General features: G+C 75.5%; 21 protein-coding genes. 9 read left to right on the forward strand and 12 right to left on the reverse strand.

All coding sequences use genetic code 11. The annotated features are described in order from the left end of the window. Positions 1 to 181 precede the first annotated feature (181 nt). Positions 182 to 724 carry a hypothetical protein gene (locus BMY40_RS16645; RefSeq protein ID WP_143071782.1) on the reverse strand — a complete coding sequence of 181 codons (543 nt, stop codon included), beginning with the start codon at positions 722 to 724 and terminating at the stop codon, positions 182 to 184. Positions 725 to 1,019: 295 nt separating this feature from the next. Further along, positions 1,020 to 1,643 carry a DUF4352 domain-containing protein gene (locus tag BMY40_RS16650; protein ID WP_093660280.1) on the reverse strand — a complete coding sequence of 208 codons (624 nt, stop codon included), beginning with the start codon at positions 1,641 to 1,643 and terminating at the stop codon, positions 1,020 to 1,022. Between the two features lie 291 nt (positions 1,644 to 1,934). Between BMY40_RS16650 and BMY40_RS16655 the strand changes: the two genes are divergently transcribed. Continuing rightward, on the forward strand, positions 1,935 to 2,765 hold the full coding sequence (locus BMY40_RS16655; RefSeq protein WP_093660282.1) for an inositol monophosphatase family protein: 831 nt from the start codon (positions 1,935 to 1,937) through the stop codon (positions 2,763 to 2,765). A gap of 121 nt (positions 2,766 to 2,886) precedes the next feature. Further along, positions 2,887 to 3,276 carry a hypothetical protein gene (locus tag BMY40_RS16660; RefSeq protein WP_143071783.1) on the forward strand — a complete coding sequence of 130 codons (390 nt, stop codon included), beginning with the start codon at positions 2,887 to 2,889 and terminating at the stop codon, positions 3,274 to 3,276. Positions 3,277 to 3,335: 59 nt separating this feature from the next. Here the strand turns inward: BMY40_RS16660 and BMY40_RS16665 are convergent, their stop codons facing one another. Both BMY40_RS16665 and BMY40_RS16670 read right to left on the reverse strand, forming a co-directional pair. Next, on the reverse strand, positions 3,336 to 4,358 hold the full coding sequence (locus BMY40_RS16665; protein WP_093660286.1) for a hemolysin family protein: 1,023 nt from the start codon (positions 4,356 to 4,358) through the stop codon (positions 3,336 to 3,338). Further along, the gene (locus BMY40_RS16670) at positions 4,355 to 5,707 is read right to left on the reverse strand and encodes a hemolysin family protein (protein WP_093660288.1); all 1,353 of its coding nucleotides are present in this window, start codon (positions 5,705 to 5,707) and stop codon (positions 4,355 to 4,357) included. The genes BMY40_RS16665 and BMY40_RS16670 overlap by 4 nt, the downstream gene beginning before the upstream one ends. Before the next feature lie 406 nt (positions 5,708 to 6,113). On the opposite strand from BMY40_RS16670, the gene BMY40_RS16675 reads away from it, so the two are divergent. After that, on the forward strand, positions 6,114 to 6,569 hold the full coding sequence (locus BMY40_RS16675) for a tellurite resistance TerB family protein (RefSeq protein ID WP_093660290.1): 456 nt from the start codon (positions 6,114 to 6,116) through the stop codon (positions 6,567 to 6,569). Positions 6,570 to 6,615: 46 nt separating this feature from the next. On the opposite strand, the gene BMY40_RS16680 is transcribed toward BMY40_RS16675, so the two are convergent. The 3 genes from BMY40_RS16680 to BMY40_RS16690 all read right to left on the reverse strand — a co-directional run bounded on the left by BMY40_RS16680 (position 6,616) and on the right by BMY40_RS16690 (position 9,331). Beyond that, positions 6,616 to 7,263, reverse strand: a complete 648-nt coding sequence (locus BMY40_RS16680) for a hypothetical protein (RefSeq protein WP_093660292.1) — start codon at positions 7,261 to 7,263, stop codon at positions 6,616 to 6,618. A gap of 212 nt (positions 7,264 to 7,475) precedes the next feature. Continuing rightward, the gene (locus BMY40_RS16685) at positions 7,476 to 7,868 is read right to left on the reverse strand and encodes a DUF2267 domain-containing protein (protein WP_093660294.1); all 393 of its coding nucleotides are present in this window, start codon (positions 7,866 to 7,868) and stop codon (positions 7,476 to 7,478) included. A gap of 113 nt (positions 7,869 to 7,981) precedes the next feature. Next, a complete protein-coding gene (locus tag BMY40_RS16690) occupies positions 7,982 to 9,331 on the reverse strand; it encodes a wax ester/triacylglycerol synthase domain-containing protein (protein WP_093660296.1) in 1,350 nt (449 codons plus the stop codon). A gap of 345 nt (positions 9,332 to 9,676) precedes the next feature. Between BMY40_RS16690 and BMY40_RS16695 the strand changes: the two genes are divergently transcribed. Genes BMY40_RS16695 through BMY40_RS16710 form a run of 4 tightly spaced genes read left to right on the forward strand, consistent with a single transcriptional unit; the run spans position 9,677 to position 13,882 of the window. Then, positions 9,677 to 10,897, forward strand: coding sequence for an aminotransferase class I/II-fold pyridoxal phosphate-dependent enzyme (locus tag BMY40_RS16695; protein ID WP_093660298.1), 1,221 nt, complete (start codon positions 9,677 to 9,679; stop codon positions 10,895 to 10,897). Beyond that, complete coding sequence (locus BMY40_RS16700; protein ID WP_093660300.1) at positions 10,894 to 12,141, forward strand: GNAT family N-acetyltransferase; 1,248 nt, start codon at positions 10,894 to 10,896, stop codon at positions 12,139 to 12,141. Before BMY40_RS16695 ends, BMY40_RS16700 begins: the two co-directional genes overlap by 4 nt. Beyond that, entirely contained in the window at positions 12,138 to 13,205 is a 1,068-nt protein-coding gene (locus tag BMY40_RS16705) for an NAD-dependent epimerase/dehydratase family protein (protein ID WP_093660302.1), read from the forward strand. The genes BMY40_RS16700 and BMY40_RS16705 overlap by 4 nt, the downstream gene beginning before the upstream one ends. After that, on the forward strand, positions 13,202 to 13,882 hold the full coding sequence (locus tag BMY40_RS16710; RefSeq protein WP_093660304.1) for a sterol desaturase family protein: 681 nt from the start codon (positions 13,202 to 13,204) through the stop codon (positions 13,880 to 13,882). Before BMY40_RS16705 ends, BMY40_RS16710 begins: the two co-directional genes overlap by 4 nt. A 72-nt stretch (positions 13,883 to 13,954) precedes the next feature. Here BMY40_RS16710 and BMY40_RS16715 read toward each other — a convergent pair whose 3' ends face one another. The 3 genes from BMY40_RS16715 to BMY40_RS29070 form a co-directional block, all read right to left on the reverse strand. Next, positions 13,955 to 15,178 (reverse strand): beta-ketoacyl-[acyl-carrier-protein] synthase family protein, encoded by a 1,224-nt coding sequence (locus tag BMY40_RS16715; protein WP_093660360.1) that lies wholly within the window; start codon positions 15,176 to 15,178, stop codon positions 13,955 to 13,957. Then, a complete protein-coding gene (locus tag BMY40_RS16720) occupies positions 15,175 to 15,432 on the reverse strand; it encodes an acyl carrier protein (protein WP_177214033.1) in 258 nt (85 codons plus the stop codon). Before BMY40_RS16720 ends, BMY40_RS16715 begins: the two co-directional genes overlap by 4 nt. A gap of 231 nt (positions 15,433 to 15,663) precedes the next feature. Further along, positions 15,664 to 15,972, reverse strand: a complete 309-nt coding sequence (locus BMY40_RS29070; protein ID WP_093660308.1) for a con-10 family general stress protein — start codon at positions 15,970 to 15,972, stop codon at positions 15,664 to 15,666. A 246-nt stretch (positions 15,973 to 16,218) separates the two neighbouring features. On the opposite strand from BMY40_RS29070, the gene BMY40_RS16730 reads away from it, so the two are divergent. After that, a complete protein-coding gene (locus BMY40_RS16730) occupies positions 16,219 to 16,908 on the forward strand; it encodes a formylglycine-generating enzyme family protein (RefSeq protein ID WP_093660310.1) in 690 nt (229 codons plus the stop codon). Positions 16,909 to 17,038: 130 nt separating this feature from the next. Then, entirely contained in the window at positions 17,039 to 17,410 is a 372-nt protein-coding gene (locus BMY40_RS16735) for a cupin domain-containing protein (RefSeq protein ID WP_093660312.1), read from the forward strand. A 46-nt stretch (positions 17,411 to 17,456) separates the two neighbouring features. Here BMY40_RS16735 and BMY40_RS16740 read toward each other — a convergent pair whose 3' ends face one another. Then, on the reverse strand, positions 17,457 to 18,575 hold the full coding sequence (locus BMY40_RS16740) for an NADH:flavin oxidoreductase (protein ID WP_177214034.1): 1,119 nt from the start codon (positions 18,573 to 18,575) through the stop codon (positions 17,457 to 17,459). A 343-nt stretch (positions 18,576 to 18,918) separates the two neighbouring features. Further along, positions 18,919 to 19,819 (reverse strand): Hsp70 family protein (locus BMY40_RS16745; RefSeq protein WP_177214035.1); only part of this gene is annotated, 901 nt, incomplete at its 5' end.

The raw sequence follows: 19,819 nt of genomic DNA on the forward strand, positions 1-19,819 counted from the left end.
GCCGCTTCCGTGCACCTGTCCGTCGTTCACGCCCCCAGGTCTACCAGCCGGGCCCCGGCCCCCCAGCGGCTCGGCGGCCGGCCCGCCGCGGACCGTCCGCGGCGGCCACCGGTTCGCGCACGACCGGGGGGACGCGCCCGGTGCCGGACCGGCGGTGCGGCAGACCGGCGGTGCGGCAGGTCTACGGGGCGGCGGTGCCGACGGGCCTGGCGCTCAGCACGTACGTGCCGGTGTGGTCGGCGACGGCGAGGTGGAACGGCTCTCCCCGCGCCAGCAGTTCGGCCGCGGCCCGCTGCCGCCCCTCGTCCTCGTGCCACCGGCGCAGCCGCTCGGGCGCGTCGGCGGCCCCGGCGGGACAGCCCCGCAGGAGGACGAACGCACCGCCCGGCGCCCAGCGGGCCGTTCGCGGATCGGGGTCGAGCCCGTCGGCGATCCGGCGGGCCTGCCCCCGCAGCCAGTCCAGCGCCCGGTGGTGGTCGGCCGCCTCGCAGGCGCCGAGTTGCACGGCGACCGCGCCGCCGTTCACCGCCCCCACGGCGACGGCCTCGGCCCGGTAGGCCGGGAGCCGGGCGCCTCCCCCGCCTCCGGGGCGGCCTCGGAGGCCCGAACGGCCCGCCGTCCGTGCGGAGTCGCGTACGACCAGGCGCGCGCCGCGCCATGAGAAGTTCCCCGCGGCCCCGGTGGGGTGGCCGGTGCGGGTGCAGGATCCGAGAACGTCGATCACGCCCTCCACCGTGGCTCCCGCCACCGGGAGGGACAAGTGATCACGCACGTCCAGGCGGGTGGTGTACGCATCCGCGGGCGGCGCTGTACGCGCTGTCCACCGCAGCCGTCCGCCCGGCGCCGGGCGGACGGCCGGTCAGCGCCGTCCTCCCGGGCGGGCCCCCGGTCGAGCGCCCCCCGGGGCACCACACCAGCGTGTCCACCGCCGGTTCTCGCACCACTTGTCCGTCACCGCCCGGGACCGGGACCGGGCCCGGTTCCGGTCCCGGCTCCGCGCTCGTGGCGCGGCTCGGCCGCTATCCGACGTCCGCCCTGACCGAGTCGCCGAAGAGACCGTTGGTGAAGGTGACCGTCTTCGGTTCGATCTTCCCCTTGACCGTGACGGTGCCGGTGACCTTCTCGCCCTTGGCCAGTTCGACCGTGTCGATCTGGCGCTCGTCCGCGGCGAGTTCGACGTCGTACTTGGAGCCGTCCGCGGCCGTGACGTCGAAGTACAGCGGGTTGACGTCGACCTTCTCCGCGCTGTTGTTGACGACCGTGACCAGCACGGAGGTGTGCTCCTCACCGTTGGTGAGGATGGTGGGCCGGAAGTCGGTGGTCTCCGCCGTGATCCGGATCGGCGCGGGAGCCTCCTCCTCGGGCTCCTCCCGCGGCTTCTCCTCGCCCTTCCCCTTCCCCTCCTCGCCACCGGGCTCCTTCGGGGCCGACGACGCGGGAGGCTTCGCCGCGTTCTCGTCACCGCCCGCGCCGAGAGCCGCACCGATGACGCCGATCACGACGAAGAAGGCGACGACGCCGAGGCAGCCGAAGCCGATGATCTTCCCCGCGCCGGACTTCTTCGGCGGCGCCGGCGGCATCGGCTGCTGCGGCCGGCCGGGGCCCCACTGCTGGTGCTGGGGACCGGGATTGTGCTGGGCCATCAGACCCCCCTCTTCTCATGCTGCTGCCTCCGGACCTCAGAGGCATGGCGCTCGGCCGGGGTGGACCCCGGCACGCCCCACCGGGCCGGGTCGACCGACGGACTATGGGCGCGCGCTCCGCGAACAACCATATGGCACGGAAACTGAGTTCACAACTAACTTGGAAGCGCGCTTCATCAATCACGCCTCGATGGGGTCGGCGTGCGCACGCAGAACCACGCGCCGGGCCTCCCTCGCTCATACGGCCCGCCCGCCGCGGATGGGAGACGAGTCCGCGGAAACACTGGGGGAATGCGCACCGAACCTGTTGTGGGATCCGACCGTGAGCCGCTCGCCCGTCTGCTCGGCGTCGCCGAAGCGGCCGTCGACGCCGGGGTCCGGTGGCTCGCGGAGGCGGGGGACGAGTGGTCGCGGCGACGGTTCAAGGCCTCGGGCGAGGAGGTCACGGCCGCCGATGCCGAGGTGGAGCGGCGCATCACGCGTGTGCTGCGGGAGCACGCGCCCGGCATCCCGGTCGTCGGCGAGGAGACGGACCGGGAGGAGGGGGGTTCGGTGCCGCCTCGCTGCTGGCTGCTGGATCCGATCGATGGCACGATGAACTTCACGCGCGGCGCCCCGCTGCACGCCGTCTCCCTGGGGCTGGTGGACGGTGGCGAGCCCGCGCTGGGCGTGGTCCACGCCCCGGCCCTGGACCGCCGTTGGAGTACGGACACCGACACGGACACGGCCCCGGACACCGACACGGCGGGCCGGGACGTCCCGGAGCCGTCCGGCGCCCGGGAGCTGTCCCGGGCGGTGGTCGGCGTCACGGGGGCGGGAGGGGGCGACTCCCCGTCCGGGAGACTGCTGGCCGCCCTGCTGGAGCGGGCGTACCGGGTGCGGATGCAGGGCTGCATGAGCCTGGACCTGATCGGTGTGGCCGAGGGCTGGCTGGACGCCTGCGTGTGCGTCGGCGCCAAGCCCTGGGACGTGGCCGCCGGGGCGGCACTGCTGCGCCGCCGCGGATGGACGGTGCTGGACGGGGACGGGCGGCCGTACGCCTTCGGGGCCCCGGTACTGGTGGCGGGGAGCGGGCCGCTGGCCCGGGAGCTGGCCGCCCTGTGCCGGGCGCGGATCCGGTAGCCGGGCGCCGGTTCGGACAGCCGGGCGCGGATCCGGTAGCCGGGCGCGGGCTCGGTGACGGTGCGATACGGATGAGGGCGTTCCCGTGGCGGAGCGCGCGGCGAGCCCCTACCGTACGCGCATGCGCCACCCCGCCGAGTTGTACTACGCGCCCGGTCTGCCGCCCGACGAGGTGCGGGCGCTGCTCCGCCGCGACCAGTTACTGCTGCGCACCTGCCAGGCCGCGCTGGGCCGTGTCGGCGGGGACGTCCTGGGGTTGTCGGTGGAACCGCGCCCCGGCGAGGTGGTCATCCACGCGGCGGTGGCCAGGGAGACGCCCGAGGTGGCCGAGGACCTGTGCGACATCGCCTCCGAACTGGAGCTCCTGCTGATGGGCGGGCCCGACGACCGCTCCGACATCACCGTCCAGGTCCATGTCGGGCCGCCCTGCCCCACCGACTGGCCCGGTTACGGCCACGCGGTGATCCACCTGGCGAAGACCGGGGGGCCGTGGGAGGAGGAGGACGGCTGACGGTGGCCGGTACGGGCCGGCCCAGAACCGGCTCGGGACGGTGCGCCCGGAACGGCCGCTCAGTGCGCGGCCGGGGCCGGGCCGACCAGCTTCTCCAGGACGTCCTCCATGGTGACGAAGCCCAGCAGCTCGCCGCGGTCGCCGGTGACGGCGGCCAGGTGGGTGCCTGCGGCACGCATGGTGGTGAGGACGTCGTCCAGCGGGGTGCCGGCCTCCAGGCGTACGACGGTGCGCAGGGCCTCGGGCGGGAAGGGCCGGTCGCGGTGCACGACGCCGATGGCGTCCTTGACGTGCAGGTAGCCCAGCACGGTGCCGCCGGGGCCGGTGACCGGCAGCCGGGAGAAGCCGACCGTGGTGGCGGTGCGCTCCAGTTCGTCGGGGGTGACGGTGTGGCCGACGGTGTGCATCTCGGCCAGGGGCACCAGCACCTCGGCCGCCGGGCGGCTGCCCAGCTCCAGCGCCTCGCGCAGCCGCTCGTGACCGCCCGGCTCGATCAGCCCGGCCTCGCTCGCCTCCCGCGCCATGCGGGCGAGTTCGGCGTCGGTGAAGATCGAGGCGACCTCGCCCCTCGGCTCGACCCTGAGCAGGCGCAGCAGGGCGTTGGCGAAGGCGTTGATACCGAAGATCACCGGCCGCAGGGCGCGGGTGAGGGCGACCAGCGGCGGCCCCAGCAGCAGGGAGGTGGGCACGGGGGCGGCCAGGGCGATGTTCTTGGGCACCATCTCGCCGATGAGCATGTGCAGATAGGTCGCCAGGGCCAGCGCGATGACGAAGGCGATCGGGTGGACCAGGGCGTCGGGGACGCCGACGGTCTCGAAGGGCGGCTCCAGCAGGTGGGCGATCGCCGGTTCGGCGACCGCGCCCAGCACCAGGGAGGAGGCGGTGATGCCCAGCTGGGCGGTGGCCATCATCGCCGACAGGTGCTCCAGGCCCCACAGCGTGGTGCGGGCCCGCCTGACGCCCTTCTCGGCGTGCGGCTCGATCTGGCTGCGGCGCACCGAGATCAGGGCGAACTCGGCGCCGACGAAGAAGGCGTTGACCAGGATCATCAGGGCGCCGATGGTCAGTTGCAGGGCGGTCATCGGGCGTCCTCCCGGTGGGTGCGGACGGCCGCTCCGGCGGAGGCGGCCCCCGCGGGTGCGGTGATCCGTATGCGGTCGGCGCGATGGTGCTCGACGTCGAGGACGCACAGCTCCCAGTCGCCGACCTCGACGGTGTCGCCGGGTACGGGGATGCGCTCCAGGCGGGCGGCGATCAGGCCGGCGGCGGTCTCGTAGGGGCCTTCGGGCGCGGCCAGTCCGATCGCGGCCAGCACGTCCAGGCGGGCGCCGCCGTCGGCCTCCCAGCGCGCCCTTCCGTCGGGCGCGGGGGCGGCGGGGCGCAGGTCGGGTTCCTCCAGCGGGTCGTGCTCGTCGCGGACCTCGCCGACGACCTCCTCGACGATGTCCTCCACGGAGGCGACTCCCGCGGTGCCGCCGTACTCGTCGATGACGACCGCGATGGTGCGGCGGGCGCGCAGGCGCTCCAGCAGCCGGTCCACCGGGAGGGTCTCGGGCACCAGCAGCGGCTCGCCGAGCAGTTCGGTGACGGGGGTGAGGGAGCGCCGGTCGGCCGGAAGGGCCAGGACGTCGCGGATGTGGACGGTGCCGATCACCTCGTCCAGGGTGCCGCGGTAGACGGGGAAGACCGACAGACCGGTGGCCAGGGTGAGGTTCTCGGCGTCGGCGGCGGTGGCGTGCGCGTCCAGGGCGCGTACGTCCACCCGCGGGGTCATCACGTTCTCCGCGCTCAGCTCGCTCAGGTGGAGGGTGCGTACGAACAGTTCGGCGGAGTCCTCCTCTATCGCGCCCTCCTTGGCGGAGCGGCGGGCCAGGGAGACCAGTTCGTCCGGGCTGCGCGCGGAGGCCAGCTCCTCGGTGGGCTCCAGGCCGAAGCGGCGCACGAAGCGGTTGGCGGTGCCGTTCAGATGGCGGATGAAGGGCCCGAAGACGGCGGTGAAGCCGCGCTGCGGTCCGGCGACGACGCGGGCGACGGCCAGCGGGCTGGAAATCGCCCAGTTCTTGGGCACCAGTTCACCGACCACCATCAGCACCACCGTGGAGACGGCCACGCCCAGCACGGTGGCCACCGAGGAGGCGGCCGGGCCCAGCCCGACGTCGCGCAGTGGTCCGCGCAGCAGCGCGGCCAGGGACGGTTCGGCGAGCATGCCGATGACCAGCGAGGTGACGGTGATGCCGAGCTGGGCGCCGGAGAGCTGGAGGGTGAGCTGGCGGACGGCCTTGAGCGCGCTCCCGGCGCCGCGCTCCCCCTGGCGGGCGGCGCGTTCCAGCTCGCCCCGCTCGACGGTGGTCAGGGAGAACTCGGCGGCCACGAAGACCGCGCAGGCCAGGACGAGGGCCAAGGCGGCCAGCAGGAGCAGGACCTCGGTCACCGTGCCACCCCCGCTCCCGGACTCGTCGCGGAGCGGCCGCGGGTGGCACGGCTGGTACTGGGGGGTTCGCCCATGGTGGGTGCGCTGCTCCTTCTGGATCGGTCGGGGGCCGGGTACCTCGGGTCGGGCCGAGGCCTCCCGATGAAGTGTAAAGGATTGGCAAAGCGCCACCGTCGCGGCCGGAACCCTGCCCCGGCTCCGGTCCCGGCCTCGCGCCCCGGGCGACCCCGGAGCGCGGGGGCGCACTCCGCCCCCTCCGGACCCCCGCGGCACCGGGGCGTTCCCACGATTCTACAATTTTGTAGAACCATTGGAAGCGGGGACGACGGGGTGGGGCCGGGCCCTTACGATTTCCGTCCGGGCCGCGTCGGCACGGCCCGAGATCCTCCCGACACCCGGAGTGTTCATGGCCCTGTGGAACCGCCTCGCGGAGTCCGCCCGGACGGTGCGGGGGCGGCTGGCGGCGAAGAGGAACGAACTCAGAGGCGGCGCGTTCCGCGACGCGAGCATGGCGATGTGCGCGCTCGTCGCCGCTGCCGACGGGACGATCGACCCGGCCGAACGCCGTCGCGTCGCCCAGCTGATCGAACACGACCAGGTGCTCAGGGTCTTCCCCGCCGGCGAACTGCGCGGCCGCTTCGAGGGCTGGCTGGACCGGCTCACCACGGACTTCGACCTCAACCGGGCCGAGGCCCTGCGGGAGGTCGCCAAAGCCGCGCGCAGACCCGCCGAGGCACGCGCCGTCGTCCGGATCGGCATAGCCGTCGGCGCGGCCGACGGCTACTTCGACGCCGCCGAATTGGTGGTGGTCCGCGAGGTCTGCCACCTGCTCGACCTGCCGCTCCACGAGTTCGGGCTCTGACCGGCCCGCCACTCGGTCCGGGCGGCGGACGCCGGGCCCGCCCCGGTCACCGGGACAGGGGGTGCGAGCCCGCCCCCCGGTGCGGGGAGGCCGCGGCGGGACGGGGCTCGGGCGACCAGGGCGGGAGCTGGTGGGGCCAGCGCACATAGGTGAGCGGCGACGTGCCCGAGCGAGGGACGACCACGCCGACGGGCCACACCCGCAGTGCGTAGCTTCCGGTGTGGTCGGCGGCGGTGAGCCGGAACGACAGCCCCTGGGCGAGCCGTTCGGCCGCAGCCCGCTGCCGCTCCTCGTCCGCGCACCACCGCCGCAGTTCCGCGGGCACGTCGGCGCTGCGCCCGGGCCGGTCCGGCACGCGGCCGAGCGTGCCCTCCGCCGCCCAGCGGGCCGTCACCGGGTCGGGGTCGAGCCCGTCGGCGATCCGGCGGGCCTGACCGCGCAGCCACCGCAGCGCGAGGCCGCCGCTGGGACCGGTGTACCTGCCCAGCAGCACGGCGACGGGGACGCCGCCCACCGGCCCCTCGGCGGTGACGTCGGCCCGGTAGGCGCGCACGCGCCCGTCCCACCGGCCCGGGCGGAGCACGGCCCGCGCCGGGCCGGGCACGGCGGGGCGCACACCGGGGCACGGCAGGTGCCGTACGGGCCCGGCGGGGCGGTCGGAGCGGACGGGGGCGGTCGCGGATTCGTTCGTCACGCCCCCACGGTGACTGTGATAGCTCAGCGTTACAAGTGATTACGCAGAGCGAATGAGGTTGTTGTGTGCGCCGGGAGGTGGCGCGGTACGCGCCGCGCGCCGTCGCACCGCGACTCCGCCGCCTCTCACCTCCCGCCGCCGCGGCCCGGGCGGAAAGCCCGGGACCCGGCGCCCGGCGGCCCGGGTCGCCCGGCCGCGGCTCGGCCGCGGGCTCAGTCGCTCAGCTCCGGCTTGCCGAACAGCGCGGCGTAGCCGGAGGGGAGCTGGCTCAGGACCTGGTTGAGCTCTCCCCCGGAGATCGCCCCGGCGGTGGTGGACAGCACGGCGCTGGCGTCCCACTCCGCGGTCCTGGGCCGCGACCCGGTCCGCTCGCCCACCCGCCGGCAGAACTCCTCCACGCCGTACGTCTCGGGCCGTTCCGGGCTGCTCTCCATCAGGAAGTCGCCCAGCGGGCCGGGCAGCTGGGCGGCCAGGTCCTCGGTCTCCCCCGGGGTGATCCGGGAGGCGAGCACCTCCAGCACGGCCGTGGTCACCTCCTCGGCCTCCTGCCGGTCCCTGTACTCCCCCAGCTCGCGGACCCGGGCGAGGAACTCGTCGTACCTCATCGGCCACCCCTCCTCATCGGTCGGCGGACATCATCTCGGCGGCCCGTTCCGCGTTCCACGGATCGCGCCGGCGAACCCGCCCGGCGCGGAACATTCGGCCCGGAGCGGGGCCGTCAGCGCTTCGGCGCGCCGGGCACGGGCTCCGGCTCCGGCTCCGGCTCCGGCTCCGGCGGCCGGGCGAGGCCGGTCAGTTCGCGGGCGAGTGCGTCGGCCAGCGGCCGGGCGAGGCCGGGGAGGGTGTGGGTGACCGCGGTGAGGGTGTACGCGCCCGCGTGGTCGGTCAGGGCCAGGCAGACGCTGCCGGGGGCCAGTACGGGCGGCAGGGGGACGATCCGCTCCAGCGGCCGTCCGTCCAGGGACCACGGGCCGCGCGGCCAGCCGAAGGCCAGGCAGGTCACGGGGCAGAAGCCCGGCGAGCAGCTCAGCGCGGCCAGCAGGCGCACCGCCCAGGGGCCCAGCCGTGCGGCGGCGCCGACCGCGCGGCGGACGGTGTCCGCGCCGCCGTGGACCGGGCCGAAGGCGGCCAGCGCGCCCCGGCAGGCCGCCAGCCGCTCCCCGGGGTCCGCGGCCGTCACGGGAAGCGGTACCCGCACCGCCGAGACGGCGGTGCCGAGCATCCGGTCCTCCCGCGGCGTGCGCAGGTCCACCGGGAAGGCCCCGTACAGCGGGCGCGGTGCGCCGGGCCAGCGCTCCGGGTCCCCGTGGACGGTGCGCAGGGCGCCCGCGGCCGCGGCCAGCAGCACCTCGTTGAGGGTGGCGCCCAGGCCCGGCAGGGCGCGGCGGGCGGCCCGTACCGCGTCCGCGTCCACCTCCGTCCAGGCCAGGTCCGGCTCCGGGCGGCGGCCTCGGGGCAGCGGCAGGGCCCGTCCCGGGCCGAGCGCCGCGGAGGGGCGGGGCAGGCCGGGTCGGACACGGTCCGGGTGGGCGGCGCTGAGCGCCTCCACCGCCCGCACGCCGGTGCCGCTCCGGCCGCCGCGCCCGGGGGTGCCGTCGAACAGGGAGCTGAGCAGGATCTCCAGGGACCGGCCGTCCAGCAGGGCGTGGTGGGCGGTCAGCACGACGGCGAACCGCCCCCGGTCCGCGCCCGCCACCAGCGTCAGCCGCCAGGGCGGCAGTCCGACGGGCAGGGGGCGGGCGACGAGCCGGCCGAGCAGCGCGGTGAACGCCGCGCGGTCACCGCCGTCACCGCCGTCGGCGGCGTGGACGGCGTGGACGTGGCGGCGGGTGTCGAAACGGTCGAGCGGCAGCCAGCGGTGCCCGCGCAGCCGGGCCGGCGGCGCCGGGTCCAACAGCACCCGCCGCAGCCGGGGAAACCCGCCCCATCGCTCCCCGACCCGGGCGCGCAGCGCGTCCGCCCCCGGCGGCCGGCCGGTGAACAGCGCCGCCATCCCGACCGTTTCGGGAACTCCGCGCGCACCGCAGTGGACTTCCTCCACCGGTGACAGGGCGATGCTTCTCTCCATACGCCTTCTCGCTCACTCATCGAGAACTCGCGCAGATCTTCGACGGCTCGCCCGGAAAACGCACGAGTCACCTGTCCGCGCCTTTTCTGATCCTGTGTCAGTATTCTGGCGGAACGCCCGGCGAGAAAAGGACCGACGCCCCTCCGGCCCCGGACGGCTCAGCGATCGGACCGGCGAACGCGCGGCCGGGAGCGCCCCGCGGAAGCCGCCCGCCGCCGCACCGGCCCCGGTCCGCGGATCCATCGGAGGGAATTCGGGGCCGTTTCCCCGTGGAATCGCGGACGCCGGTCGCACAAGAACACGAAAACCTGTCGGATAACCGACGCAACCTTCTCGGGGAACAGCATGGCGGATGTCTTCGGCAAAGAACGGTCGGCTCTCCACCGCCTGGTGGCGCAGAGCGCCTCCCGGCCCTACTACCGCCCCCTCACGGCCCGGGGCGCGGAGGTCGAACTCGACGGCCGCACGGTGGTCATGGCCGGGTGCAACGACTACCTGGGGCTGTCGGCCGACCCCCGGGTGACCGAGGCCGCCGCCCGCGCGCTGCGCCGGTACGGCGTCTCCTGCTCGGGCTCGCGCGTGCTCAACGGCACGCTCGCGCTCCACGAGGAACTGGAGGGCCGGCTGGCCGCGTTCGTCGGCGGCGAGGCCGCGCTGGTGACCACCACCGGCTTCCAGGCCAACCTCGCGCTCGCCGCCCTGCTGGACGAACGCGACGCCGTCTTCGCCGACATGTCCAACCACGCCTCGCTGGTGGACGCCGTACGGCTGGGCGGCGCCGCCCACCACCGCTACCGCCACCGCGACCTCGGGCATCTCGGCCGTCTGCTGGCCGCCTCCGAGCCCGGCCGCGGCAGGCTGATCGTCACCGACGGCATGTTCTCCATGGAGGGCGACCTGTGCCCGCTGCCGGGCATCGTGGAACTGGCCCGGCGCCACGGCGCCCGGCTGGTGGTGGACGGCGCCCACGACATCGGCCTGCTGGGCGCCCGCGGACGCGGCGTGAGCGAGCACTTCGGGCTGATCGGCGAGGTGGATCTGGTCACCGGGACGCTGTCGAAGTGCTTCGGCTCCGTCGGCGGAATGCTGGTCGGCCCCGCCTCCGTCGTCGAGCACCTGCGCCACAGCGCCCGCTCCGTCCTCTTCTCGGCCGCGATGCCGCCGGCCTCGGCGGCCGCCGCCCTGGCCTCGCTTCGCATCATCGAGTCCGAACCGGAGCGCCGGCGGCGGGTGTTCGGCCACGCCCGGCGGCTGCTCGCGGGGCTGCGGTCGCTCGGCTGGGACACCGGCGACTCCACCACCCCGGTGGTGCCGGTGTACGTGGGCGACTCGCGGCTGTGCCTGCGGGTGTGGCAGGAGCTGCTGGACGCCGGGGTGTTCACCAACGCCGTGGTGGCGCCGGCCGTGGCCCGCAACCGGGCGCTGATCCGGGTGACCCCCCAGGCGATCCACACCGACGACCACATCAGCCGCGTACTGGACGCCTTCGCCAGGGTACGGCGCGGGCTGGGCCCGCTCCTGCCGGCGCCGGGCGTCCCGGGGCGGCCCGAGGCGGTGGTGGCGTGAGCACCTCCCCCGCGCGCCCTGCGCGCCCCGCGCCCACCGCGAGCGCCCCTCCCGTCTCCTCCGCGCCCCTCACCGTCCGCCCGGTGCGCGGCCGTGCGGACACCGCCGCCTTCGCCGCCCTCCCCGGCGCCCTGCACCGCGGCGACCCGTACCGGGTGCCGTCCGCCGGGAGCGACCAGCGGGCCCTGATCGACCGGCGGCGCAACCCGTTCTTCGAGGTCGGCACGGCCGAGCTGTTCCTCGCCCGCCGGGGCCGGAAGGCGGTCGGACGGATCGCCGCCGCGGTCGACTCCCGCTACCAGGCTCTCCACGACGCGCGCGGCGGCCTGTTCGGCCTCTTCGAGTGCGCCGACGACCCCCGCGCGGCGGCCGCCCTCTTCGACGCGGCCGCCGCCTGGCTGCGCGAGCGCGGACTGGAGACGATGCTCGGCCCGCTGGGCTTCTCCGTCCACGACGAGTGCGGGGTCCTCGTCGAGGGCTTCGACGGCCCGCCCACCGTGATGATGCCGTACAACCCCGCCTACTACCCGGCCCTGTACGCCGCCTGCGGTCTGGCCAAGGCCAAGGACCTGCTGTCCTGGCGCGTCCCGGTGCCGCCCGGCGGCGAGCCGCCCGAGGCCGCCGCCCGCGCGGCCCGGTGGGCCGCGGACGCGCCGGACGTACGGCTGCGGCCGCTGGACCCCCGCCGCCGGGAGGCCGACCTGGCCGCCGTCCGCGACATCTACACCGACGCCTGGTCCGGCAACTACGCCTCCGTCCCCATGACCGGCCGCGAGTTCTCCCACGCGATGGAGCGGCTGCGGCCGCTGGTACGGCCGGAACTGGTGTGGTTCGCCGAGGTGCGCGGCGAACCGGTCGCCTTCACCTTCTGGCTGCCCGACGCCAACCAGGCACTGCGCGCCGCCCGCGACATGCTCCTGGGACGGTTGCGCACGGCCCGGGCCGCCCGCCGCATCGACCGGGCCCGGGTGATCCTCACCGGTGTCAGGGCCGCCCACCGCGCCCGCGGGCTGACCGCCGCGCTGCTCGCCGAGGCCCAGCGGGCGGCCTTCCGCCTGGGGTACACCGAGAGCGAGTTCTCCTGGCTCCTGGAGGACAACCGCGACGCCAACCGCTACGCCGAGGCCTTCGGCGGCGTCCTCCACCGCAGGCACCGCCTCTACCGGCGCGATCTCGCCCCGCGCCCGGCCCCCGCGGCCGTCCCCGCGCCGGCCGCCCCGCACGTCCCCGGAGCCCGCCGGTGAGATACCTGGTCACCGGCGCCACCGGCTTCGTCGGCACCCGTCTGGTGCGCCGGCTGCTGGAGGAGGGCCACACCGTCGCCGCACTGGTACGGGACCCGGCCCGGGCCCGGCTCCCGGCGGCGGTGGAGCCGCTGGGCGGCGACCTCGCGGACGGCCGCGGCCTGAGCCGGGCCGCCGCCTGGGGCGCCGACCGCGTGATCCACCTGGCCGGCGCCGTCCGGGCCGCACCGGGGAGCGGCTGCGGCGGTTACGCCTCCGTCAACGCCGGCGGCACCCGCCGCCTGTGCCGGGCCCTGGCCGCCCTGCCGCGCCCGCCCCGCCTGGTCCACTGCTCCTCCCTGGCCGCCGCCGGGCCCTCCCCGCCCGGCCGGCCGCGCCGCGAGGACGACCCGCCCGCACCGGTGTCGGCGTACGGCCGCAGCAAGCTCGCCGGCGAGGAGGAACTGCGCGCCGTGTCCGCCGCCGTGCCCGGCACCGTCGTCCGCCCGCCGATCGTCTACGGCCCCGGCGACGCCGACTTCCTGCCCGCACTGCTCGCCACGGTGCGCGGCGGCGTGCTGCCCGTGTGCGGCTTCGGCCCGCGCCGCTGCTCGCTGATCCACGTCGACGACCTGTGCCGCGTCCTGCTCGCCGCGGCCGACCGCGGCTCCACCGTCGGCCCCCGCCCCTCCTCCCGCGGGATCTACCACGCCGGCGACGGCACCGGGCACCGCTGGCAGGACCTCGCGGCGGCCGTGGCGAAGCTGACCGGCCACCGCCCGCCCACCACCGTCCCCCTCCCCCGCCCGGTGGCGTACGCCGCCGCCTGGGGCGCCGAGACGGCCGCGCGGGTACGGGGGCGGCCGTCGGTGCTCTGCCGCGACAAGGTCCGCGAACTGGCCCGCCCCGCCTGGATCTGCGGCCACGAGCGGGCCGCCCGCGAACTCGGCTTCACCCCCGAAGTCTTCTGGCCCGCGGGCCTCGCCGACGCCCTGCGCACCGTGCCCGGCGCCTGGCCCGACCGGCCCGGCCGGCCCGGCACCACCCCCGCACCGGCATCCGCCCCCGAGAGGAACCAGCGTTGACACCCCGGCTCCGCACCACCCAGCCCCGCACCACCCGGCCCCGCAGCCGCCGAGCCGAACACCTGCGGGCCTCCCCGCCCCTGTTCCGCTCCCCGTTCCTGGACCGCCTCACCCGCGTCCACCCGGCCGTGCCCGCCGCCCTGTACGGCCCCCTGGCCGTCCTGCTCGCCGTCCTGGCCGCACCCCGCCTGGGCTGGGCGGCCCTGGCCGGGCACGCCCTGCTCGGCTACGTGCTGTGGACGCTGACGGAGTACTGGGTGCACCGGGCCCTCTTCCACCTGACCCCCCGCAGCGCGCGCGGCAGACGGCTGCACTGGCTGGTGCACGGCGTCCACCACGACCACCCCGACGACCCGCGCCGCCTGGTCATGCCGCCCCTGGCCAGCCTGGTGCTGACCGGCATCCCCTTCGCCGCCCTCCACCTGGTCCTGGACGGCGGCGCGGCCAACGCCGTCGCCGCCGGGTTCACCGCCGGATACGTCCTCTACGACGAACTGCACTTCCTCCTGCACCGCCCCGGCCCGCCCACCGCGCTCGGACGCCGTCTGCGCAGGCACCACCTGCGGCACCACTTCCAGGACGACAGCCGCGGCTTCGGGGTGAGCTGCCCCTACTGGGACCACGTCTTCGGCACCGCGCCGGAGGGTACGGCGGCGGGCGGGGCGGCGGCGCGCTGACGCCGGGCCCGCGCCAGGCGGCGGACGCGGGCCCGTGACGGAAGCCGGAGCGAGGAGCGCGGCCGAGAGGCCTCAGACCGCCCGGAGCACCACGGACACGTTGTGGCCGCCGAACCCGAAGGAGTTGCTGACGGCCGCGCCGACGCGCTGCTCGCGCACCGCCTTGGTCACCAGATCGATGTCGAACTCCGGCGCCGGCGCGTCGGTGTTGGCCGTCGGCGGCACGGCGGACCGTTCGATGCTCAGGACCGTGAGCACCGCCTCCACCGCGCCCGCGGCGCCCAGCGAGTGCCCCAGGACCCCCTTGGCCGACGTAACGCTCGGACCGTGTCCGAAGACCCTGGCGATCATGCTCGCCTCCGCCGCGTCGCCCAGCGGGGTGGAGGTGGCGTGCGCGTTGACGTGGTCGACGTCCCCCGGCCCCAGGTCCGCGTCCGCCAGCGCCGCGGTCACCGCCAGTTCCGCGAACCGGCCCTCGGGGTGCGGCGCGGTGGGGTGGAGCGCGTCGGTGCTGGTGCCGCAGCCGGCCAGCAGGGCGCGTGGGCGCACACCGCGCGCCCGCGCGTCCGCCGCCCGCTCCAGCACCAGGACGGCGGCGGCCTCGGCCATGACGAACCCGTCGCTGTCCGCCGCGAACGGCCGCGACGCCGCCGCCGGATCACCGGTGCGGGCGGACAGCGCCCCGGCCCGCTGGAACCCGGACACCACCAGGGGCGTGACCGCGGCCTCCGTACCGCCCGCCAGAACGACGTCGCACAGACCGGCGGCCAGCCAGTCGCGCGCCACCGCCAGCGCACTGGCCCCCGAGGCGCAGGCCGTGGAGACCGCCAGGCTCGGCCCGCGCGCCCCCAGGGCGAGCGCGACCTCCCCGGCCGCCATGTTCGGCAGCAGCCTCGGGATGACCACCGGCGACACCGCCTCGGCCCCCTCCCGCCGCATCCGGGCGAACTCCGCCTCCCAGGTGCCGGCGCCGCCCAGGCTGCACCCGACGGCCGTGCCCACCCGGACCCCGTCCCAGGCGGACGGGTCCAGCCGCGCGTCCCGCAGCGCCTCGTCGGCCGCCGCCAGCGCGATCCGCGTGAACCGGTCCTGACGCCACAACTGCCGCCGCCGCGCCCGGTCGGCGACCTCCACCTCGGGGGCGCGGCAGCTGAAGTCGACCGGTAGACCGGCCAGTTCGGCGTCGCGGGACGCCGTGGGAGCGGCGGCGCAGACCCGGCGCCAGGTCTCCTCCACCCCGGCCCCGGCCGGGGTGACCGCACCCAGGCCGGTCACCGCGATGTCCGCGCGGGTCACCGCGGAGCCACCGCCGTACCCGCGCCCCACGCGGCCTCGACCGCGTCGGCGATCTCCCCCAGCGTCGTGTCCAGGGTGATCTGGTCGTCGCCGAACGGCACGCCGGTGCTCTCCCGCAGGGTCAGGGCGAACTCGACCCGCCCCAGGGAGTCCAGGTCGATCTCCTCCAGCGTGGCGCCGGGCGACAGCTCGCCCTCGGTGAACTGGAACTTGCCGACCAGGATGTCCGCAACGACGCCGTATGCCTTGCCCATCGGGCCTCCTCGCGCGCTCAACTCGGGCCGGCCGGAACCGGCCCCCTTCCGCGCCCCATCCTTGTGGCTCGGCACGGCCCGGCCGGGAGCGGAGCGGCCCGGTAAGCGCATTTCACCCGTACGAGGCAGCAGGCTCCGGCGGACACCGCTCGGGCCCGGCCCTCCGGTCTGCCGGAGGGCCGGGCCCGAGCGGTGTCCGCGCCCGCGGGCGCGGTTCGAGCGAGGCGGGAGTTACCGCTGGCCGCCGCCGCTGTTCTGGCCGCCCTTGCGGCCGGCCTCGGAGGCCTTCTCGCGGTCGTTGGCGAAGTTGCCGCCGCTCTCGTGGCCACCCTGGCGGCCCGCCTCCGCGGCGCGCTGCGGGTCGTTGGCGAAGTTGCCGCCGCTCTCGTGACCGCCCTTGCGACCGGCCTCGGCCGCACGCTCACGGTCGTTGGCGAAGTTACCGCCGCTCTCGTGACCGCCCTGGCGGCCCGCCTCGGCCGCACGCTCACGGTCGTTGGCGAAGTTACCGGGGTTGTTGGAGTTGCTGGACGCAGCCATGACTGCTCCCTTCACTCGTTGTCTTGCAGGTCCCTTCGCAACATCGGGTGCCCGACCGGATCCGGCGCAATCACCACAAACCACACTAAATGTGGTCCATGTTCAGGATTGCCGCCTCCCACATGCCGTCAACTCCCGCGCAGTACACGGAACCCTGGGTTCCGCAGCGAGCGGCGGCCGAAACCGTCGCGCGCGGCATCCGCTGGGGCACCGGCCCCGACAAGGGCTTGCTAGGCTCGCCCGCCCATGGACACCGACACGGAGGACGGCACGCCGATCGCCGTACCGCCGGGGCGGGTGACGCTGTCGGACCGCCGCACACAGCGCAGTTGGCCGGTCGACCTCGCGCCCTACCGGATCGCACCCCTTCCCGTCACCCGGGCCCGGTACGCGCAGGTCACCGGCTCGCCGCCCGAAGCCGCGCACGGCGGCCGCCTGCCCGTCGAGGGCGTCTCATGGCTGGACGCGGTCCGGTTCTGCAACGCCCTGTCCCTGCGTGAGGGGCTGGCCCCCGCCTACCGCCTCCCCCCGGACGGCGACGGGGACGGCACGGGCGTCGAGTGGGACGAGCGCGCCGACGGTTACCGGCTGCCGACCGAGGCCGAGTGGGAGTACGCCTGCCGCGCGGGCACGGCCGGTCCGCGCTACGGCCCACTCGACGAGATCGCCTGGCACCGCGGCAACTCCGGCGGGCGCGTCCGCGCCGTGGGCGGCAGGCGGCCCAACGACTGGGGCCTGTACGACATGCTCGGCAACGTCTGGGAGTGGTGCTGGGACCGCTACGACCCCGAGGTCTACGGCGCCTACCGGGTACTGCGCGGCGGCGGGTGGTTCGACGAGCCCTGGAGCTGCCGGGCATCGGTGCGCCGCCGCAGTCACCCGTCCCTGCGGATCGACGACGTGGGCTTCCGCCTCGCCCGCTCCCTTCCTCGCTGACGCGCGGCGCGGGAGGGACGCGGCCGCTGCCCGCCGAGGGATCTTCAAAGTATTATGAGCTGCTTGGCACACTTTTCTGGAGAGTGGCGGAGAACCGGTCCGCCCGGCACGGCTGTTAGCGTCCGAGCACATGGACGACAACGTGTACACGGGCAAGGCCGGGCCGGACGCGGCGCTGGACCGGGGCTGGCTGCTGGGCCACTTCAAGGACGCGGGCGATCCCCGGCACAGCGAGGCGCTGGAGATCAAGTGGGGCGTCCACCCGCGCGGCGAGCGGCGGCGGCAGTGGGTGCGCGGCGAGGAGCGCACCACCTTCCAGATCCTGGTCGAGGGCCGTTTCCGCGTCGAGTTCCCCGGCCGCAGCGTCGTCCTGGCCGAGCGGGGCGACTACGTGGTGTGGGGCCGGGGCGTGGACCACTCCTGGGTCGCCGAGGAGGACTCGACGCTGCTGACGGTCCGCTGGCCGTCCGTCCCCGGCTACGCGCTGCCGCCGCAGGAGTGAGCCCCCTCCCCCGCCCGGCCGCCGCCCGGCCCGCGCCCGGCGGGCCTCAGTGGAGGACGGCGAGCCCGGCCGCGTCGAAGGGACGCAGGTCGCCGAAGCGGCCGGACAGCACCTTCGCCGCCCACTCCGGGTCGCCGAGCAGGGACCGGCCGACCGCAACGAGGTCGAACTCGTCGCGCTCCAGCCTCTCCAGCAGCGCTTCGATGTCCGTGACGCCGCCGTCCGCTCCCTGGAACGCGGCGAAGAACTCGTTGTCCAGACCGACCGAACCGACGGTGATGGTGGGGCGGCCGGTCAGCTTCTTCGCCCAGCCCGCCAGGTTGAGGTCGGATCCCTCGAACTCCGGCAGCCAGTAGCGGCGCGTGGAGCAGTGGAAGACATCCACCCCCGCCTCGGCCAGCGGGGTCAGGACGGCCTCCAGTTCATCGGGCGTCTCGGCGAGTCTGGCCTGGTAGTGGCCCGCCTTCCACTGGGAGGTGCGGAAGCTGATCGGGAAGTGCGGGGAGACGGCCTCGCGGCAGGCTGCCACGATCTCCGCGGCGAAGCGGACGCGGGAGGCCGGGTCGCCGCCGTAGGCGTCGGTGCGCCGGTTGGTGTGCGACCACAGGAACTGGTCGACCAGATAGCCGTGTGCGCCGTGGATCTCGACACCGTCGAAGCCGCGGGCCTCGGCCGCGGCGGCTCCGGCGGCGAACGCGGCGACCACGTCGTCGATGTCGGCGCGTGTCATCGCACGGCCGGTCTCGGTGCCTTCCAGGGGGATGCCGGAGGGACCCGTTCTGGGTGCGTCGGGGAACGGCGGCGCCCCGGCGGCGCGCACCATGCCCACGTGCCACAGCTGCGGCATGACCGCCCCGCCCGCGCGGTGAACCGCGTCGGCCACCTTCTCCCAGCCCGCGAGCGCGTCCTCGCCGTGGAAGCGGGGCACCCGGTCGCTGGTGCCGGCCGACGGGTGGTCGACGTAGGTGCCCTCGGTGACGATCAGGCCCACCTCGGCGGCGGCCCGGCGGGCGTAGTACTCGGCCACGTCCGGGCCCGGTACGCCGCCGGGCGAGAACTGGCGGGTCATCGGCGCCATCACGACGCGGTTGCGGAGGGTCAGGCCACCCAGGGAGAAGGGGCGGCCGAGTGTGTTCCGGGCGCGCGCGGACGGGCTGTCGGTCATGGGGATCCGCCTTCGGTCGTCGGAGGGCCGCGCCCGGGTGCGGCGCGGCACGGCTCGTGCAACCGATGCCGCACCCCGCCAAATTCCCCTGCGAGGAAAGGTTTTCCGGCATCCGTGCGCGGCCCCGGCGACACGCCGGGGACGGCCGCCGGCAGGGCGGTCAGCGGGTGGTCGACGGGCGGTTATGACCAGCGCCGCGCTGTCGTCCTCGCTGGGGGCGGCGTCGTCCGAGAACCGGTCGACGGAGGCGACCACCTCGTCGAGGAGTTCCCGGGCGTCCGCGCCCGTCCGGGCGGGCCGACAGGTTCCGGTCCGCCCGGCCACGGGCGCGCGGCGGGCGGGGCTAGGCGGCCTTGCCCTTGTCGTCGCGGTCCTCGTCGACGATCTCGGCGTCCACCACGTCGTCCTCCGCGCCGCCGGCCTTGGCACCGGCACCGGCACCGTCTGCGGCACCGGCGCCGCCGGCGGCCTGCTGGCCCTGGGCGTCGGCGTACAGGGCCTGGCCCAGCTTCTGGCTGGTGGCCGCGACCTTCTCGGAGGCCTCACGGATGGCGGCGGTGCTGTCGCCCTCGGCGGACTCGCCCTTGAGCTTCTCCTTCAGCTCCGCCACCGACGCCTCGACCTCGCTCTTCACCTCACCGGGCACCTTGTCCTCGTTGTCCTTGAGGAACTTCTCGGTGGTGTACACCAGCTGCTCGGCCTGGTTGCGGGTCTCGGCCGCCTCACGGCGGCGGTGGTCCTCCTCCGCGTACTGCTCGGCCTCCCGCATCATCCGCTCGATGTCGTCCTTGGGCAGCGCCGAACCGCCGGTGACGGTCATCCGCTGCTCCTTGCCGGTGCCCAGGTCCTTGGCGGACACGTGCATGATGCCGTTGGCGTCGATGTCGAAGGTGACCTCGATCTGCGGCACCCCGCGCGGCGCCGGCGGCAGCCCGGTCAGCTCGAACATGCCCAGCTTCTTGTTGTACGCGGCGATCTCCCGCTCGCCCTGGTACACCTGGATCTGCACGCTGGGCTGGTTGTCCTCGGCGGTGGTGAAGATCTCCGAGCGCTTGGTCGGGATCGTGGTGTTGCGCTCGATCAGCTTGGTCATGATGCCGCCCTTGGTCTCGATCCCCAGGGACAGCGGGGTGACGTCCAGCAGCAGGACGTCCTTGACCTCGCCCTTGAGCACACCGGCCTGCAGCGAGGCGCCGATGGCCACCACCTCGTCCGGGTTGACGCCCTTGTTCGCCTCCTTGCCG

The organism is Streptomyces radiopugnans, assembly GCF_900110735.1.
In the GTDB taxonomy this organism is placed as follows: domain Bacteria; phylum Actinomycetota; class Actinomycetes; order Streptomycetales; family Streptomycetaceae; genus Streptomyces; species Streptomyces radiopugnans.

Coding starts and splice junctions, on each gene's coding strand:
- BMY40_RS16660 (WP_143071783.1), top strand. CDS start 2,887: ATGCGCCACCCCGCCGAGTTGTACTACGCGCCCGGTCTGCCGCCCGAC.
- BMY40_RS16695 (WP_093660298.1), top strand. CDS start 9,677: ATGGCGGATGTCTTCGGCAAAGAACGGTCGGCTCTCCACCGCCTGGTG.
- BMY40_RS16720 (WP_177214033.1), bottom strand. CDS start 15,432: ATGGGCAAGGCATACGGCGTCGTTGCGGACATCCTGGTCGGCAAGTTC.
- BMY40_RS16730 (WP_093660310.1), top strand. CDS start 16,219: ATGGACACCGACACGGAGGACGGCACGCCGATCGCCGTACCGCCGGGG.
- BMY40_RS16665 (WP_093660286.1), bottom strand. CDS start 4,358: ATGACCGCCCTGCAACTGACCATCGGCGCCCTGATGATCCTGGTCAAC.
- BMY40_RS16740 (WP_177214034.1), bottom strand. CDS start 18,575: ATGACCGACAGCCCGTCCGCGCGCGCCCGGAACACACTCGGCCGCCCC.
- BMY40_RS16675 (WP_093660290.1), top strand. CDS start 6,114: ATGGCCCTGTGGAACCGCCTCGCGGAGTCCGCCCGGACGGTGCGGGGG.
- BMY40_RS16650 (WP_093660280.1), bottom strand. CDS start 1,643: ATGGCCCAGCACAATCCCGGTCCCCAGCACCAGCAGTGGGGCCCCGGC.
- BMY40_RS29070 (WP_093660308.1), bottom strand. CDS start 15,972: ATGGCTGCGTCCAGCAACTCCAACAACCCCGGTAACTTCGCCAACGAC.
- BMY40_RS16735 (WP_093660312.1), top strand. CDS start 17,039: ATGGACGACAACGTGTACACGGGCAAGGCCGGGCCGGACGCGGCGCTG.
- BMY40_RS16685 (WP_093660294.1), bottom strand. CDS start 7,868: ATGAGGTACGACGAGTTCCTCGCCCGGGTCCGCGAGCTGGGGGAGTAC.
- BMY40_RS16655 (WP_093660282.1), top strand. CDS start 1,935: ATGCGCACCGAACCTGTTGTGGGATCCGACCGTGAGCCGCTCGCCCGT.
- BMY40_RS16690 (WP_093660296.1), bottom strand. CDS start 9,331: ATGGAGAGAAGCATCGCCCTGTCACCGGTGGAGGAAGTCCACTGCGGT.